Source organism: Paenibacillus sp. FSL R5-0345 (assembly GCF_000758585.1).
GTDB lineage: Bacteria > Bacillota > Bacilli > Paenibacillales > Paenibacillaceae > Paenibacillus_AQ.
On sequence record NZ_CP009281.1, the window covers coordinates 6,272,336 to 6,290,040 of the forward strand.

Sequence of the window (17,705 nt, forward strand, 5' to 3'; positions counted from 1 at the left end):
TATAGATAAAGTATGGAGTAACTTTATACTCTCCTATATTCCCGAAAAAATCCCTTAGTCCGCCTCAACCTTGATCTGGCTACGCAAGTAGCCATCGATGAACGCATCCAGATCTCCGTCCATTACCGCACCCACATTACCCGTTTCTACGGAAGTACGGTGATCCTTGACCATGTTATATGGATGGAATACATAAGAACGGATCTGACTGCCCCAAGCGATATCGGATTGCTCACCGCGAATCTCATCCAATTGCTGCTGCTGTTCTTGCAGTTTGCGCTCATATAGTTTAGAACGTAGCATCTTCATTGCTTGTTCCCGGTTCTTGATCTGTGAACGTTCATTCTGGCAGGTTACCACCACACCCGAAGGTAAGTGAGTAATCCGTACCGCAGAGTCTGTGGTATTGATATGCTGACCACCGGCACCGCTCGCACGATACGTATCGATCTTAAGATCCTCGGTACGGATCTCAACTTCTACGTCATCCGTAATTTCCGGAACTACGTCACAGGATACAAAAGAGGTATGGCGTCTACCAGAAGAGTCAAACGGAGAAATCCGCACCAATCGATGTACACCCTTTTCAGCTTTCAGATATCCATATACATTGAAGCCTTTGATGAGCAGTGTGACACTCTTGATTCCCGCTTCATCACCCGGCAAATAATCCAACACCTCAACCTTGAATCCACGTTTTTCAGCCCAACGGGTATACATCCGCAGCAGCATTTGTCCCCAGTCCTGGGATTCCGTACCGCCCGCACCCGGATGGAGCTCAAGGATTGCATTCAGCTTGTCATACGGCTGGTTAAGTAGCAATTGCAGCTCGAATTCATCCACTTTTCTGCCTAAGCTGCTGATTGTCTCCCCAATCTCTGCCGCAAGATCTTCATCGCCTTCTTCGTCCGCAAGCTCTGCCATCATCGCAGCATCGTCGTATTCTTGTTGCAGCTTCTCGTATTGATCCACGGAAGATTTCACAGCATTCATCTCGCCGATCACACTCTGTGCTTGCTCTGGATTATCCCAGAAGCCTGGAGCAGCCATTTTTTCTTCAAAGTTAGAAATCATCTCTTGCTTAAGATCTAAGTCAAAGAGACCCCCTAAGGTCAGTTAGTTTCTTGCCTATTTCACGCAGATCTTGCTTTACATTCGCTTCTATCATAGGTCACTTCACCTTTCAAAATAGGTTGTTACGGTCTTCGCTCTAATGGATAGTTAGTGCGTGAGTGAATGATTAGCCATTCCGAGAAGGATTGGACTTCCGATCGCTGTTATCCTCAGATTCCTTGATTAGATAACCGCACTTGCGGTTGGAATCTGAAGATAAAGGCGAGCGCTACGCTTCTCCAGTTCCAAACCTTCTCTCCATTCCTCATTCACTCGAATACTAAACATCCAAAAAAGCGACTGGGCCGTAAACGGGGGATACCCCCGGGCCCAGCCGCTCTTTATGGTTAGTATACCCATAGACATCAGGGATACAGACTTACATCTTACTCCTGATTATGAGTGCTACTGAACGTTTATCTTATGCGTTTTGACCGTGGCAATTCTTGTACTTCTTGCCGCTTCCGCAAGGGCAAAGATCGTTACGGCCAGTTACAGCCTCAACATGAACCGGACGTTTCTCAACAGGCTCTCCGTTTGTAGAAATCTTGTCTTCATCAATAACGGATTGACGTTCCTGATTCGCTTCGATGTGAGCCTTCATAATATAAGTAGCTACTTCTTCTTGAATCGTAGCAGTCATAGTATTAAACATCTCAAAACCTTCGAATTGATACTCGCGAAGTGGATCCGTACCCCCGTAAGCACGCAAGTGAATCCCTTGACGCAATTGATCCATTGCATCAATATGATCCATCCATTTGCTATCTACGGAACGAAGCACGATTACCTTCTCGAATTCACGTACAAGTTCTGAACCTAGACGTTCTTCACGTGCAGCATATTTCTCAAGCACACGTTCGAAAATAAACTCGATGATCTCCTCTGCTTCCTTACCCCATAGAATATCACGGGTTAAAGCACCTTCTTCAAGCAGCTTGCTGTTTACGTAATCAGCAACTTCTTGCAGTTCCCAGTTCTCAGGAATATCATCGCTACAGTGTGCAAGAACGATACGCTCAATTACTGGTTTGATCATTTCAAGCACGATATCTTTAATATTATCAGACTCCAGAATCTCACGGCGTTGTTTATAAATAATTTCACGCTGCTGATTCATCACGTCATCGTATTGCAATACGACTTTACGGATATCAAAGTTATTGCCTTCAACACGTTTCTGAGCAGATTCTACAGCACGTGTGATCATGCGGCTCTCAATCGGCTGATCTTCCTCAAATCCGAGACGATCCATCATAGTTAGAACGTTGTCAGCACCAAAACGCTTCATAAGCTCATCGCCAAGCGACAAGTAGAATTGTGTAGAACCAGGGTCACCTTGACGACCCGCACGACCGCGCAGCTGGTTATCAATCCGACGCGATTCATGACGTTCTGTACCAATAATATGCAGACCTCCAAGATCTGTCACACCTTCACCTAGAACGATGTCCGTACCACGTCCAGCCATGTTGGTAGCAATCGTAACTGTACCCGGTTGACCTGCATGTGTAATGATTTCCGCTTCTTCAGCGTGATGCTTCGCGTTAAGCACTTGGTGTCTAACACCTTTACGCTTCAGCATTTCAGATACGAGCTCTGAATTCTCGATTGACACTGTACCAACCAGTACAGGCTGGTTCTTTTTGTGACGCTCTACAATTTCTTCCACAACAGCTTTGAACTTACCGTTCTCACTCTTGTAAACAACATCCGGCATATCTACACGTTGATTCGGTTTGTTCGTAGGGACTTGAAGAACTTCAAGACCATAAATCTTCTTAAATTCCTCTTCCTCAGTCTTCGCTGTACCTGTCATACCGCCCAGTTTGCGATACATACGGAAGTAGTTCTGGAATGTGATCGTTGCAAGAGTCATACTTTCATTCTGTACTTCAATTTCTTCCTTCGCTTCAATCGCTTGGTGCAATCCATCGCTATAGCGACGTCCTGACATTAGACGTCCTGTAAATTCATCGACAATAACGACCTCACCCTCGTTTACAACGTAATCTACGTCACGACGCATAATTACGTTTGCTTTCAGGGCTTGGACGATATGGTGATTCAAGGTCACATGACTGTGATCATACAAGTTCTCAATACCAAAAGCGCGCTCAGCAGTAGCTACACCTTTTTCAGTCAAGGCTACAGACTTCACTTTAATATCAACTGTGTAGTCTTCCTCAGCTTTAAGCTTTTTCACGAAACGGTCTGCTGAAAAGTACAATTCTGTAGACTTCTCAGCTTGTCCGGAAATGATAAGAGGTGTACGTGCTTCATCAATAAGAATAGAGTCCACTTCATCAATAATACAGAAATACAGAGGGCGCTGAACCATTTGCTCTTTATAGAGCACCATGTTGTCACGCAAATAATCAAAACCAAATTCGTTGTTCGTGCCGTACGTAATATCGCAGGCATAAGCAGCTTGTTTATCAGCATGGTCCATACCGCTCAGGTTAACCCCAACCGTCATGCCCAGGAAGTTATAAATTTGTGCCATTTGTGCGCTATCGCGCTGAGCCAAATAGTCATTGACCGTTACTACGTGTACACCTTTACCTAGCAAAGCATTCAAATACACTGGCAATGTACCTACTAGCGTCTTACCTTCACCAGTCTTCATCTCGGAGATTCGGCCTTCATGCAGAGCCATACCACCAATCAGCTGCACATCAAAATGCCGCATACCAAGTGTCCGCTTGGAAGCTTCACGCACGGTTGCAAATGCCTCGGGAAGAATTTCTTCCAAAGTTTCGCCTTTTTCAATACGGGCACGGAATTCTGCTGTCTTAGCTTGTAACTGTTCATCAGACAGCTTTACAAATTCCGGTTCCAATCCATTAATTACATCGACTGTCTTCATGAGACGTTTAACGTCACGATCGTTGGTGTCTCCGAATATTTTCTTTACAAGTCCTAGCATGGTTAACCCCTTTCATGCAACACAGATGGTGGAACCGAGCCCATCCTCACAAAATTGAAAGGGCCATTTATAAATTCGATTCCGCTGCTTCATAAATTGTAACAGTTTGTAAGAGATGCCGCAATACAAGGTGTATCAGCCACATTTTTCAAATCTATCCGCTTATACGCACAAGAGCCCTATTCGCTTGCAGCGAATAGGGGCTCGGTTTAAATTTCTTAGGTTCTGACTAACTGTCGAAGCCCTTTATACTTTGAGCATAACTGGCATCATTGGATCTTAGCCCTGTTCAATCAGTCCATATTTACCATCATCACGTTTGTAAACTACGCTTACTTCCGAGGTGTCGATATTGGAAAACACAAAGAAATTATGTCCAACCATATTCATTTGAAGAATCGCTTCTTCAACATCCATCGGCTTCATCGTAAAGCGCTTGTTCCGCACAACTTCTAAATCATCATAATCTTGTTCTTCTACAGCAACAGCGGTACTTGCTCCGTCCACAAACAGCGTCTTGAGTCCCTCTTGACGGAACTTACGATTGATCTTCGTTTTGTGTTTGCGAATTTGACGTTCCAGCTTGTCCACAACGGCATCTATGGAAGCATACATGTCATCGCTGCGATCTTCCGCACGAAGCGTCACGCCAGCAAGCGGAATGGTTACTTCCACCGTATGAAGGCCGCGAACTACGCCAAGCGTCACAGACCCTTCAGAGGTAGGGGGTGCTTCGAAATACTTCTCAAGTTTGCTGAGCTTCTTATCAACATACTCTCTCAAAGCGTCGGTCACGTCAATTTGTTGACCTCGAATGGTGAATTGCATGGCCACTCCTCCTTTAGTTACACCTTCATTATACCAAATTGTTAAGGCTAAGTAAAAAGTAATTCCTTACAGCCCTTACAATTAGATAACAATTATTGTCGTAGTGTTCACAAATAAAACAAGTCCGGCAAGAGCAACTATTCGCCTCACCGGACCAAGAGTAAACCTGTCGTTATTATAGTACGAATTCCATTCTTATATTCCCAAACTGAGACAGTATAAGATTAAGTTACTTGGTATGAATTTGAATGATTTCTACAGGTGACAATTGCGTACCTGATCCTGTAATAACGTATACCTTATAGGCAGTATTGGCTGTCAATCCAGTCAATGTATGCGTATGTTTTACACCAGGAGCGAACGTAAGCGTGTCCGTCCATGGAGCAGTCAATGCTGTACCAGTACTATTCTGGCCTAAAGAAATTTGTGTTGCACTAGGTGCTTTTTCATTAGCAGGCAATACTACATATCTTACTGGGGTTGGAGCGGCACCTGTCACACCATATTTAACATATACATCTGCTGTAACAGTACCTACTTGTCCTGGTTCAAAAAGCGTAAACGAGTTTGTAGTTACCTGAGCAGTAGTTAATCGAACGGTTGTCACAGTAGACAGATTGCCAGATGCATCCGCTGCTACGATATATGTTGCGTATTCTGTCCCAGGATTCAATCCGTAAACCGAGAATGTAACATTTGTTTTGGCTACAGCTGCAACACTTCCGTGAATTTCGCTTGCAGTTCCATTGCTGATTTGTCCTTTTTCCACCTGTAATGCACTCGGTGCAGTTACGTTAGCAGTATAAGGAGCTACAACATAGTACACTGAGCCTGTTACGGAAGATGTCAGGTATACATCGGCTGTTACCGAACCAACGTTACCATAGGTTGCCCCACTTACGGTTGGAGTTGTGACATCTCCACCACCGTTACCGCCGCCAGATCCACCACCGCTGCCTCCACCAGTACTACCGCCAGGAGTAGCTGTTGGGGTTGGTGTAGCTGTTGGTGTCGGAGTAGCTGTTGGCGTTGGGGTAGGTACTACTCCACCACCTGTGCCGCTACCTGGGTAATAGATGACTGAGGTATTGATGATACCTACAGCCTCTGCACGTGTTAACGATCTCTTAGGACCGAAGGTTCCGTCCGGATAACCGTTAATAATCTTCTTATCCGCTGCAGCGGCTACTGCACCTTTTGCCCATGCTGCAATTTGTGCATTGTCTTTAAATTTGCTAGTAGTGGTATTGGTGCTCAATTTAAGTAATTTTGCAGCCATTACAGCTGCCTCTTGTCTTGTGAGCGGACTATTAGGACGGAACGTATTGTCCTCGTATCCTCCGATATAACCAGCTTCCACGGCTTTAGCCACTTCACTGTAGTTCCAGTTTGTACTTTTCATATCTTTAAAGCTTACAGTTGCTTTTTCTGTAAAACCGAACAGGCGATTTACCAGAGTCACATACTCTCCACGTGTAATTGCCTTATTTGGTTTAACAGTACCGTCTGGGTATCCTCCAAGGTATCCTCTATCTAGCCATTCCTGTAGCTGACCTTGGGCCCAGTGACCTTGAATATCCTTAGGTACGGAGGCGGCAGATACGCTGCCAAGAGATCCTAATAATATACTAACTCCTAAAACTCCGGTCATAAGACCGCGCAACTTCTTTTTCATCCTGCTAATCATCCTCCTAAAAGTTTTGATAGCATAGGCTATATGAATCTTTTCTTAGATGTATTGACCTAGGCTAACATAGTGTGCGTCGAGGTAAGATAAACAGCTCAACGTACAACTATTACCCACATTTCGAAGAGTTCTAACATTTTCCATAATATGAATTTACAAAGCACGCTATTTTCTAGCTTTTAACAGCCTTAATGGAGGTTTATGAGAGCACAAAATATCCCCACAAAGTGGAGCTTTACTTCGATGCATACTCAGGTACTTTGCGGGGGCCCCAAACACAAAAAAAGGACCTTGGGAGAGTTCCCAAGATCCTTGCTAGCGCTGTCTAAATTGCTAACCATCTACTTATATGTAGGTCGGCTTAGCCGTATGATTATAATTTGATTACGTTAGCTGCTTGTGGTCCGCGTGCACCTTCAACGATATCGAACTCTACGGATTGGCCTTCATCCAAAGTCTTGAAACCATCAGTTTGAATCGCGGAAAAGTGTACGAATACGTCGCCACCGTCTGCAGTTTCAATAAAACCATAACCTTTTTCTGCGTTAAACCATTTTACTTTACCTTCCATTGATTAAACATTCCCTTCGTCATCAGATGAACGTGAGTCTTGCTCACAAATCGACTATACCACCGCAACTTCTTTATTGTCAATTGGAAAAGTAAATGTTTACATGCAATAATTTACCACGTAAAATATGACATTTATCTCTCCTTAATTAAGAAATAGATTTGGTATAACGATAAAATAAAAAGCAGACGGTATTTAATACCCGTCTACTCCTATAGTGAAACACCGAAATAAATTATTTTCTGCGATCCATTAAAAAACTATCTGGGGTATAAGCAGCCTCGTAGGCGCTGCGTTGTACCTTGGCCTGATTACGCTTCTGCAGCCAGTCTTGGGCTTCCAAACGAAGAGCATTCATTCTGTCTAAGATTACATTGTCGTATCCCAAAATTCGATTAATTTCTTGTTTTTGTGCGGTTGTCGACTTACAAATTCCGGCTTGTTCTGCAATAGCGTCGACAAGCTCCTGACGATCCTCGACAAAAAACTCCAGTTCCTCATAGGTAGTCTCATCAAGTCTGTCCGTGATGCCTAAGGTCAGTTCCTTCAGGCTCTGAATTAACTCATCCATGAGCACTTTCAGCCTGTCCCTGGCCTGCAGCGATTTTGGATGCTTGTAGCCAAGTTTCCCGAAGTTCTGTAAGGTAGCCGATAGCCTCTTCCGCTTTTTCTGGGCTCTTGCGGATGTTAGCTTCCACTAACAAGAAATTCGTATATTCATAAAGTGAATAAAGATTATTAGATACCTCATAGGAGTAGTCCAATGTACTCATTAATTCACTAATAATCGTTTGAGCTTTGCCAAAATTCAGACTGGTCTTCTCATAGTCCTGTTTGCTTAGTCCATCCATTGCTGTTCTCGCAAAACGAATGGCTCCATCATACAACATGATTACCAACTGCGCAGGAGTTGATGTTTGAACAGACGACTGACGGTATTTATCATATGGAGAAGTCATCATGTAATGTCACCTCTATCGGTTAATTTGCCATATAACTAGATAATGCAGAAGACTGAGAGTTATATTTATTCATAGCAGTTTCCATTGCCGTAAACTGTTTGTAGTAGTTTGTCTCCAGAGTAGTGAGACGAGTCTGAAGTGTTTTAATCCTAGTATTATAATCTGTCAATCGCTTGCCCATTAAGCTATCTGACTTAAAGGCAATGGTTAAATCTGACGAAAACTTTGATGTCCCTACCTTAGTAACAAATTTATCCAAGGTATTACCTACGGTGGTAGTTAATTTATCGAATACGCCATCAGATCCTGAACCACCTTGAAACAAAGTCATAATCTTTTGAGGATTATCTGCTAAGGCTTGCTTTAATTTCGCCTCATCAATATATAACTTCCCATTCTCATAATATTGACCTGCAGTTATACCGATCGAACTAAGTTCGCCCATCCTATTTGATAGTTCAAATCGCATAGAAGCAATAGTAGATTTCAGAATTTCATCGTTCCTCAACAATCCACTCTTAGCCTTTTTCTCCCATAGTTCAATATCATTATCCGTCATTTCTTTCTTTTGCTCGTCCGAAAGTGGTGTGAAATCCTTATATTTCTCTTCATCAACTTTACTGTTTAACACACTTAACAGTTCATTATAATCCTTCACAAAACTCGTAATAGTTTCCAAAGCTTTCGCCGAGTCTGTTTGCGTATTAATTGTAGTAGCTACCCCATCCGTTTTAGACAAAAGTGTAAAACTCACACCATTTATTTTGAAATTATTACTATCAAAACTCATTGGTGAACCATTTACAGTAATCTGTGCCTTCTCTGGAGGAATTGTAACCTTGAAAGCAGGATCACTTGATCCAAATAAGGTCAATAAACTGTTTGTACCTGTGAGATCAACCTTACCTTCATCCCCATAGGTTTTTGAAGCCAAGGAAAACTTACCTGTAACCTCATCATATTTAGCCGTTACATTAGCTTTACTATCTGAGTTTATTTTCGCAATTACCCCTGATATACTCAATTCCTTATCAAAATTAATGCTACTACCATTGATAACAATATTATATGTTTGTGTTGTAGAGGCAGAATCCGCAATCGCAGATAGCTTAGTTGCAGACGAAGGTATTGATCCATCTTTTTTAGGAACTACTGTCTCCCAAGACCTCGGTTTTGCTAATTCAGTAATCTCCATTTTCATAGGTATACCGTTAGCATCGGCTGTTGCTTCGGCCTTCAATGCTGTCGTATTCCCAGTTACAACTGCAGTCTGGGTATTTAATGCCGTCGACTTGTCATAATTCTTTAACTTAGAATTTTGAAAATCTACAAGCTTACTATTGATCTCACGATAGTTGTCCCGTTGCCATTGAAGTATCTGCTTTTGTTGATTTAATTTATCTAATGGTACACGCTTAGCAGTTATCATCTGCTTTACGAGAGTGTCCACATCTAGACCAGAAACCATCCCACTGATCCGAGTCACCATAGTATCATCTCCTATCTATATTTTTTCGTCAATCATAATACCGGCAATTTCAATCATGTTTGCCACGAGGTCTAGTGTCTTCTCAGGAGGGATTTCTCTAATTAACTCCCCAGTTTCCTTATTGAGTACTTTTACCATAATGGCTTTGGTCTCTTTATGTACGCTAACTTCAAATGTAGTCGTAGGCCCCTGTAAGGCTTTTAGCGCCCGATCTAGCGCTTTAACAACCTGTTCCTCTCCCATAGAAACCGCTATACCTTCTCGTTCCAACTTCTTTAATTCAACATTGCTGCGTAGTTGTCCTAACTTGATAGTTTCTTCTTTTTGTTCATTTATAGGAGTAACAGATGGTGTCCCCCCCGTTTCCATCAATTTTTTAGTATAACTTACAGAATTCGAAAGACGAACATCCATACTGGAACCCCCCACGTTAACTTTTCATTTATATTATATCTATCGGTTTTTCTATACATTTGATTAATACGAGAGGTAAAATTATCCTTAGGTTTACTACAGTGAAGAACGGAACAATGTCCGAACCTTATCATTAAGTAAGCAAATACATGTCGACTAAAAGTAAGCAAATAAAATGTCGACTAAAAAACAAAAAAATTCATACCAACCTAATGTATCCTCTCGTAAAGTAATCACTTTGTTGGTAACTAGAAGTACAGTTACCATTAGGATTTAAACCTGTGAAGAGAAGTAGTAGATAAGCAACTCCTTACACTTAAAAGTATTTTCTCAATTAATCGTTATACATTAATGGGTCTGATCCTCCATAAGAGTGTCCACCATATTCTGACTAGCATCCTCTACTTTCGTTCGAAACTTGCCTTAATTGGCTAAATAACCTTACAGTGAGTTAATTATCTTATTAATTGTAGCTTCGTCAAGTGTCATGCAATTGAAGAATACAAGATGCCACTGTTCTCCGCATCTATCACATACATTCATTACATCTCAAGACCGCCTAATTAGACCCACCCTCATACTCCCACCAACAAAAATCCCTCATTAGGCTATCACCAATCCCAAGTAGACTCCTTTCTAGGTTGAACTCCGCTATTGCCTCACCATCCTTTTGTCAGAAACAAAAATAAGGCTTCCCCGAGAGAAACCCTAAATGTTGACTAACAAAATACGTCTTTTCGATAAATATGATTTATAATTTCAATTTCCTTTAGTTCTGCTAAAAAAAGAGACCCTAGATAGTCTAGGATCTCCTTGTAACTCTATAAGATTAACGAAGCAATTGAAGTACACCTTGTGGTTGTTGGTTAGCTTGAGCCAACATAGCTTGTGCAGCTTGAGCAAGGATGTTGTTCTTCGTTTGGTTCATCATTTCTTTAGCCATATCCACATCACGAACACGGGATTCAGCTGCAGTCAAGTTCTCGGAAGAAGCACCCAAGTTGTTGATCGTATGCTCCAAACGGTTTTGGAACGCACCCAGTTTAGAGCGTTCGCCAGAAACTTGTTTCATAGCTTCGTCTAAGACTTTAAGCGCATCGTTTGAACCTGATTGCGTCAACAAACTAACATCTTTTACCAACTTGTTATTAGCTTTATCACCAAGCGTGTTAGAGCTAACTTCATTAACGTCAATTGTCATGCTTTGGTCTTTATTTGCACCGATTTGAAGTGTTGCTCCACCGCCAGCAACTGTGATAGTTGCTGAATCAGTAGCTGTTGTAGCATTAGCAATAAATTCAGCTCCATGGAAACCTACTGATTGGCCTATACCTGTTACCTGCTCAGATGCTCCATTTGGACCAACTACTGTAGCAACTGCATCTACACCAGCTGCCACAGTTCCTCCGAAGTCAGCAGCATCAGCTCCACCTACTGTAATATTTGAAATAGATCCAAATTCTGTTTGATCAAGCTTAACAAAGTTTGTACTTACAGTCGCCTGCACACCAGTTTTATCTTTGTATTCATTAATTTTATTTACAACATCTTGTGTAGTTGCAGCTGTCATACCTGAAAAATCAATTTTTGTGCCATTAATAACTAGCTCTTTACCAGAAACATCTACACCACCACTAAGATCAAGAGTACCAGCGGCTGCACTTGCTTTAGTAGCAACTGTATCAACAGTTACAGTATAATTGCCTTTTGCTAAACCAGTAGCAGATGTAATGTCAACTTTAGTCTTATCAGTGGAAGTTCCTGTAACACCTAAGCTACCATTTAAAAGTTTTTGAGTGTTGAACTCTGTTGTTTCGGAAATACGGTTAATTTCGGATTTCAACTGTTCAACTTCTTTTTGGATTTCTTTTCTGTCATCTAGTGTGTTTGTATCATTACCAGATTGTACTGCAAGTTCACGCATACGTTGAAGAATGCTGTGAGTTTCGTTCAAAGCGCCTTCAGCAGTTTGAATCAAAGAAATACCGTCTTGCGAGTTACGGGATGCTTGATCCAAACCACGGATTTGACCACGCATTTTTTCGGAGATAGCCAAACCAGCAGCATCGTCACCTGCACGGTTGATGCGAAGACCTGAAGACAATTTTTCGATATTTTTACTAGTTGCTGCAGTATTTGCACCCAATTGACGGTGTGTGTTCAAAGCTGCGATATTGTGGTTAATAATCATTTGATATTTCCTCCCTGAAATTAAGTTAGTTCCACATCCATGTGGTAAACGCCGAACCATTAAGGTCGGCCGCCCTGCCGGCTCAGCGTCTAATACATATATCGACTGTACGCACCCAACTGTTTAGAGTAATTCGAAGTTTTTTTAAAATTTCTTGGGTAAATTCTCCAAAATAAAATAAAAAACCCGAGTCTGCGTTCAAACAGTCCCAGGTTCTGGAATAGATACGTGCTATATGTCAATCATTCATTCATTCTTATTTACATTACGAAGCCGATGGATCAATGCATTCAGATCAGTCTGCTGTGGACCAACTGACTCACGATTGGTCTCCTGAATTGAAAGGTAAACCTCTTTACGAAAAATATCAACATGCTTAGGTGCAGTGATACCAACCTTTACCGTATCGCCATCTACGCTTAAGATCGTCAGTTCTATCTGATCTTGGATGACGATGGACTCTCCTTTTTTGCGGGAAAGCACGAGCATATCATCCACCATCCTTTCCATCGATAACTGACTGTTCCTGCAGCAAGGAATGCTTAGTATGGTAAGGTGCTTTATGAAGAACGATCTGTTTAGCTAAACGAGCTGTAGGATTCAATACAATAGGAGCTAGAAGATTAATCGTCGAATGTTCAGTTTGTTCCTTCAGAGTGATAACACAACGAACGACAATCCCATCTTTTATACTTAATTCTTCAGCTTCATCATCCGGCAACTCAAACTCATAGGACGGATAAAAAACAAATGGATCTCCTAACAGAAAGGATAGACCCATGCTTCTAACAGATTGGAGATACCAAAAAGGTGTTTGCTCCATCGCGATCAAAGCAAAGTCGATTTCTTCATCAAAGCCAGGTAGTCCTTTGGGAAAATGGTATACTTGCTCTTCATCTACTTCCAATGTACCCCAAGATAGTGTTTCTATAATCAAGTAATTCACTCCTCAAAAGTTTTGCAGCGCAAAACTAGCTTCTTAAGAAATCCTATTACATAATATATAGCACAAAAGCTATAGAGGCGCTTTCTGGCACATCTATAGCTTAAGAAGCTACAATTGAACATTCAATTCTGGTGGAATAAACTGAACAGAAGCGTATTGCTGCATATATATATTTAACTTTCCACGGGTATACTCAATTTCAGGATTACGCCGATCAACCTGAATATCAACCTTTGAGGCACTAAATTCGATTTGTGGGGCTCTCGTCTCAAAGTGAATCTCCACATTAGCATACGATGCTGGACCACGTGTCTCCGGAAAGGATTGTGGTTCAGTGTCTGATCCGTATACTTCTGCAATCGTATTGCCAGGTTTAAAAAACTGAGCCATCCGATTCCCTTGCTCAACCTTTCGGGCAATTCCCTGAAGGTATAACTGTTGAATGCCAGAATAAATCCGTTTGTTCATATCCAGCATCCTTCCACCGTTATAAGCCTCCCAAGCACGGGATTGATCAATAGTAAGCTCCGGTCTAGTAGATTGAACCGTTAATTCACCTGCAGTAGTCTTTATTTTAACCTCAGCTTTAGGCTGAGTGATCGAGTAAGTGCCCGGATCAGCATCAATACCAATCACAGCAGGCGTCTGACGGATTTGCAATATCGGTTGTAGCAACGAGAACCACCTCTATTATCTGATAAAGTCTACGAGAGTTGTGGAAATAATCTTTGCACCCACAGACAAGGATGCATTATAGATATTCTCTTGAATCTTAGAGTTCATAATCAAACCCTCATAGTCGGCATCTTCAGTCTTAGCCTGTAAATCCGTTAAGTTAATATTCAAATCACTAAGCCGATCCTGCATTAATTCCACACGGTTGGTTTTGGCCCCTATTTCAGAGCGCGCCGTCAGAATTTTTTCCATCCTTGTATCAATTAAACCAAGTTGTGCCGATATTCCTTTGGAATCACCGGATTTCAAGGCAACTGATAATTGATTAATGATTGCAAACAAATTGTCTGCATCCCCAGTATTACCGAATACGTCATTACCTGTCGTACTAATAGGCATACGCACGTCTTCACCTACGATAAACTGAATCTGCCCTGTATCCGTAGTAATCGGCTTAGATACATCGTATGTACCATCCGCACCTTTAGCAAAATCATAAGGCTTCGTATTGTATTGCTCACCATTAAAAATATACTTTCCGTTCAGTGTACTGTTAGAAATATCCACCAGCTGTTCTTTCAGCTGCATAACCTCTGCATTGATACTATCTAGAGCAGACTGTGGATTACTACCTGTCGCAGCCTGTACGGACAGTTCACGAATCTTCTGTACAACATCTCCGGCCTGCCCTAGAACTGTATCATTATAATCTAGCCATGAAAGAGCGCTATCTACATTCTTAGTATATTGCTCGTTAGATGAAAGCTCCGCACGATAACGCAGAGAATACGTAATTCCTACCGGATCATCGGAAGGCTTATTGATTTTGCGGCCACTTGAAAGCTGTAATTGTGTGTCGTTCATCGTACGTGCGTTACGGTTTAGGTTAAGCAGAAGCTGTGAATTCATCATGTTAGAGGTTACTCTCAACATACGCTATATCTCCTTTTATCTGCCGACTGTGCCGGTGGAATTAATCAATTTGTCGAGCAGTTCATCAAAAGTAGTCATAAAACGCGCAGCGGCACTATAAGCATGCTGGAATACGAGCATATTCGACATTTCTTCATCCAGTGATACTCCGCTGACAGATTGGCGACGGGAGTTAACCTGCTCTACCAGATAATCTGAATTATCCGTCTGACGCGCAGCCTCTTGTGATTGAATACCAAGCTGACCCACCATGGAGCCAAGAAGCCCACCAACAGTATTGCTAATGCTACCGTCCGGCGTAGTGAATTTACTATCCTTGAGGTTCGTCAATAAAAGAGCCAAGGTGTTATTTCCTTTAACGACCTGCGTGTTGCCAGCTGCATCTACAGTAGTACGCAGTGAGGTTGCGAATAAACTAACATCCGCAGCAATTTCCGGATTCAACTTGATCGTTCCAGCGTCACCAGAGGTTACAAAGAAATCACGGCCGGAGCTTCCATCCATCGCATAACCTAACTTATGAAGTCCGTTCAAGCCTTTAACAATGGTCTTGGCGTCCTCATACATTGTTGCTCCCTTAGGCATAGCCTGACCTGCAGCCAATGTAACTACGGTGCCATCTGCTTGTGTAATCTTAGCATCAGTAGTCAACACCGTACCTTCAGGAAGATTTGAACCTGCCGGTATTGTAATTTCAACATCACCAGTAGCAATCGTACTTGCCATATCGTTGAGTTGTTTCTTGTAGTCGGTAACATAAGTATTTTTGGAGAAAATCATTCCGTAAGCCTCTCCGCCCTTCAAAGTGCCGGCGGCGTAAGCATTATTAAGAAATGCGCTATCTACGTTCGCAGTAACTTCTCCGCCCTCTACCAGTGGCTGTCCACCCAGAGAAACGTTATAACCAGCTTCCGTCTCCACAACGGTAATATTAGCAATCTTGGATAGCTTGTCCGCCATCAGATCGCGTTGATCGCGTAAATCATTTGCCTGATCGCCCATACCTTCGATCTTATAGATCGATTTATTCAAGTCTGCGATAGCGGTCAGGTAGCCCTGAGCTTCTTTTGCTTTAACGTCAATATTAGTAGCAAGATCCCGATCGAGATTATCTAATTGCGTGCTCATATAATTCATAGCATCAGTCAAAGATTGTGCAGTTTGCACTACAATCTTACGAGCAGTAGGATCTTCAGGGTTTTTACTAAGGTCAGACCAGGATTTCCAGAAGTTGTCCAGCACCGTACGAATACCTGTATCCGATGGTTCATTAACAATCGCTTCTAGTTTAGAGAGGGTATCTGCTTGAAGCTTCCAGTTTCCAAATGCAGAATTCTCACCACGGTACTGATCATCCAGAAACATTTCCCGAATCCGATCGATAGACGAGAATTCCACCCCAGTGCCCATTTGACCAGGAACAGTAGATTTATTAAATCCGTACGCTTCAATAGGTAAAGCGGCCTTCATATTAACACGTTGACGGGTATAACCCTCGGTATTCGCATTAGCGATATTATGTCCAGTTGTATTAAGAGCTGCGGTCTGAGTAAAAAGGCTGCGTCTCGCGGTCTCTATCGAGTGAAATGTGGATGTCATGCTTCTTACTCCTCCTTATGTCCTGCTCCAGCAGAACACTTCATCAGTACAATTCTAGCCTCTTGCATCAAAAATCCCCGACCGATTTACGTTATTTCCCTTATCGGACGGACGATGATATGTGATATCCTGATTCGGTCTTCCAACCAGCAGATCCAAAGAATAATCTATAAAAGTAAGCGACTGCTCTATCAGCTTCTGATTAAGCTCATTTGCTTCTTTCAAGCGGTGTAAAGTGCCAGAAAGCTTCTGCTGAATATGCAGCAGTCGTGCCTTGTCTTCAGGGTCAAATATAAGTCTGGACAGCTCAGTTAGGTTCAGGTTCAGGTTGGAACGAATACCCACGCCTTGCAGAACGGTATATGCTGCCGCGATTCGCTGTTCCTCGAGCTGTGCAATCAGTTTCATTAACTTGGACTCACGGTTCAGGATGTCGATTAATGCATCCACCTTGTTGTCCATAATCGTCTGTTTTTTCTCAGCGGCCAGCTCCAGCATTTGGTTATGTACTTCGTCCAGCCGCTCCAATAGTTCTATTAATGTTGTCAATGCCATGGATGGTTTCACCTAATTCTCGGAGGATTGCTTAAAGTAAGGGGCGAGTTTCTCTGCTAGCTTAGCTGCATCTACTTGATAGGTACCTGCGGAGACCTGTTGCTTCAAACTGTCGATCTTAAGTGCACGTTCAGCATCATTACCAGAATTCTGTGCTTGCAAGAGCTGAATTGCTTCATCAGAGATCGAAACCTCATCCTTGCGTGAACTTTTCTTCATTTGTTCCTGCCTTTGCGCGTCGGCGCTGCGTTGATACGGATTAATCGCGTTAATTCGTCCGGTCTCGTTAATTTTCATAACTTCACCTTCCTTCTAATATAAAAAAGCCGATAATCTTTACTAAGTTTATCGGCGTAGACTGAAACATTCTTTATAGCTGCAAACGTTTTTTTGCAGAATTTATAGGCCACGCAGCTTATCTATGGCGCGATATGCGCCGTCTGTTGTCTTTTTGGTAGTATCCTCAGCATTACTTTCCTTGGCGGCACTGGAAAGATCCTTCCTTAGCCGACTACGGCAGCTGTCGCACATATGCCCATCGCGAATCAGTGTTCCACACACCTCGCAAGGATACATCATATTAGGAGCATTAGCTATAGATATCCGGCCCTCTCGAATAAAGCGGGTGATCTCCTTAATCGAAATTCCCGTAGCATCGGACAGTTCTTGGATGTTGGTTCCTTTGTTCTCCCGCAAATAATTCACGCAGATCTCATATTCATGCTCCAGATCTTTGATGCAGGGCTGGCACAAACCCATAAGATTCTTGACAAACAACCGGCCGCACCTTGGACAATTGTCTAGATTCATAAC

Annotated in this window: 18 protein-coding genes; all 18 read right to left on the reverse strand. The window is 42.4% G+C overall.

Features of this window, described 5'->3' with window-relative positions; translation table 11 throughout:
• Positions 1 to 54 precede the first annotated feature (54 nt).
• The 18 genes from prfB to R50345_RS27840 all read right to left on the reverse strand — a co-directional run bounded on the left by prfB (position 55) and on the right by R50345_RS27840 (position 17,702).
• Positions 55 to 1,168, reverse strand: a protein-coding gene (prfB, locus tag R50345_RS27755) for a peptide chain release factor 2 (RefSeq protein ID WP_139328511.1) whose coding sequence is annotated in 2 segments (ribosomal slippage) — positions 55 to 1,095 and positions 1,097 to 1,168 — 1,113 coding nt in all. Because the reading frame shifts where the segments join, the coding sequence is not laid out codon by codon here.
• Between the two features lie 366 nt (positions 1,169 to 1,534).
• Positions 1,535 to 4,042, reverse strand: a complete 2,508-nt coding sequence (secA, locus tag R50345_RS27760; protein WP_042131327.1) for a preprotein translocase subunit SecA — start codon at positions 4,040 to 4,042, stop codon at positions 1,535 to 1,537.
• Positions 4,043 to 4,321: 279 nt separating this feature from the next.
• Complete coding sequence (hpf, locus tag R50345_RS27765) at positions 4,322 to 4,870, reverse strand: ribosome hibernation-promoting factor, HPF/YfiA family (protein ID WP_042131328.1); 549 nt, start codon at positions 4,868 to 4,870, stop codon at positions 4,322 to 4,324.
• A 229-nt stretch (positions 4,871 to 5,099) separates the two neighbouring features.
• The gene (locus tag R50345_RS32265; protein WP_052414760.1) at positions 5,100 to 6,545 is read right to left on the reverse strand and encodes an S-layer homology domain-containing protein; all 1,446 of its coding nucleotides are present in this window, start codon (positions 6,543 to 6,545) and stop codon (positions 5,100 to 5,102) included.
• A gap of 385 nt (positions 6,546 to 6,930) precedes the next feature.
• Entirely contained in the window at positions 6,931 to 7,128 is a 198-nt protein-coding gene (locus R50345_RS27775) for a cold shock domain-containing protein (protein WP_019915069.1), read from the reverse strand.
• A 235-nt stretch (positions 7,129 to 7,363) separates the two neighbouring features.
• Positions 7,364 to 7,699 (reverse strand): flagellar protein FliT, encoded by a 336-nt coding sequence (locus tag R50345_RS27780; protein ID WP_042131329.1) that lies wholly within the window; start codon positions 7,697 to 7,699, stop codon positions 7,364 to 7,366.
• On the reverse strand, positions 7,692 to 8,090 hold the full coding sequence (fliS, locus tag R50345_RS27785) for a flagellar export chaperone FliS (RefSeq protein WP_042131330.1): 399 nt from the start codon (positions 8,088 to 8,090) through the stop codon (positions 7,692 to 7,694). The genes R50345_RS27780 and fliS overlap by 8 nt, the downstream gene beginning before the upstream one ends.
• Before the next feature lie 19 nt (positions 8,091 to 8,109).
• Complete coding sequence (gene fliD / locus R50345_RS27790; RefSeq protein WP_042131331.1) at positions 8,110 to 9,579, reverse strand: flagellar filament capping protein FliD; 1,470 nt, start codon at positions 9,577 to 9,579, stop codon at positions 8,110 to 8,112.
• Positions 9,580 to 9,594: 15 nt separating this feature from the next.
• Positions 9,595 to 9,993 carry a flagellar protein FlaG gene (locus R50345_RS27795; protein WP_231573968.1) on the reverse strand — a complete coding sequence of 133 codons (399 nt, stop codon included), beginning with the start codon at positions 9,991 to 9,993 and terminating at the stop codon, positions 9,595 to 9,597.
• 829 nt (positions 9,994 to 10,822) lie between these two features.
• Complete coding sequence (locus R50345_RS27800) at positions 10,823 to 12,184, reverse strand: flagellin N-terminal helical domain-containing protein (protein ID WP_042131332.1); 1,362 nt, start codon at positions 12,182 to 12,184, stop codon at positions 10,823 to 10,825.
• A gap of 246 nt (positions 12,185 to 12,430) precedes the next feature.
• Positions 12,431 to 12,673, reverse strand: coding sequence for a carbon storage regulator CsrA (gene csrA / locus R50345_RS27805; RefSeq protein WP_042131333.1), 243 nt, complete (start codon positions 12,671 to 12,673; stop codon positions 12,431 to 12,433).
• Between the two features lies 1 nt (position 12,674).
• Positions 12,675 to 13,121 carry a flagellar assembly protein FliW gene (fliW, locus tag R50345_RS27810; RefSeq protein ID WP_042131335.1) on the reverse strand — a complete coding sequence of 149 codons (447 nt, stop codon included), beginning with the start codon at positions 13,119 to 13,121 and terminating at the stop codon, positions 12,675 to 12,677.
• A gap of 117 nt (positions 13,122 to 13,238) precedes the next feature.
• Entirely contained in the window at positions 13,239 to 13,805 is a 567-nt protein-coding gene (locus tag R50345_RS27815) for a DUF6470 family protein (protein ID WP_042131336.1), read from the reverse strand.
• Positions 13,806 to 13,820: 15 nt separating this feature from the next.
• Positions 13,821 to 14,738, reverse strand: a complete 918-nt coding sequence (flgL, locus tag R50345_RS27820; protein ID WP_042131337.1) for a flagellar hook-associated protein FlgL — start codon at positions 14,736 to 14,738, stop codon at positions 13,821 to 13,823.
• Between the two features lie 15 nt (positions 14,739 to 14,753).
• Positions 14,754 to 16,337 (reverse strand): flagellar hook-associated protein FlgK, encoded by a 1,584-nt coding sequence (gene flgK / locus R50345_RS27825; protein ID WP_042131338.1) that lies wholly within the window; start codon positions 16,335 to 16,337, stop codon positions 14,754 to 14,756.
• 54 nt (positions 16,338 to 16,391) lie between these two features.
• A complete protein-coding gene (locus R50345_RS27830; RefSeq protein WP_042131339.1) occupies positions 16,392 to 16,892 on the reverse strand; it encodes a flagellar protein FlgN in 501 nt (166 codons plus the stop codon).
• 12 nt (positions 16,893 to 16,904) lie between these two features.
• On the reverse strand, positions 16,905 to 17,189 hold the full coding sequence (flgM, locus tag R50345_RS27835; protein WP_042131340.1) for a flagellar biosynthesis anti-sigma factor FlgM: 285 nt from the start codon (positions 17,187 to 17,189) through the stop codon (positions 16,905 to 16,907).
• 102 nt (positions 17,190 to 17,291) lie between these two features.
• Positions 17,292 to 17,702 carry a TIGR03826 family flagellar region protein gene (locus tag R50345_RS27840; RefSeq protein WP_042132533.1) on the reverse strand — a complete coding sequence of 137 codons (411 nt, stop codon included), beginning with the start codon at positions 17,700 to 17,702 and terminating at the stop codon, positions 17,292 to 17,294.
• Positions 17,703 to 17,705: the final 3 nt, after the last annotated feature.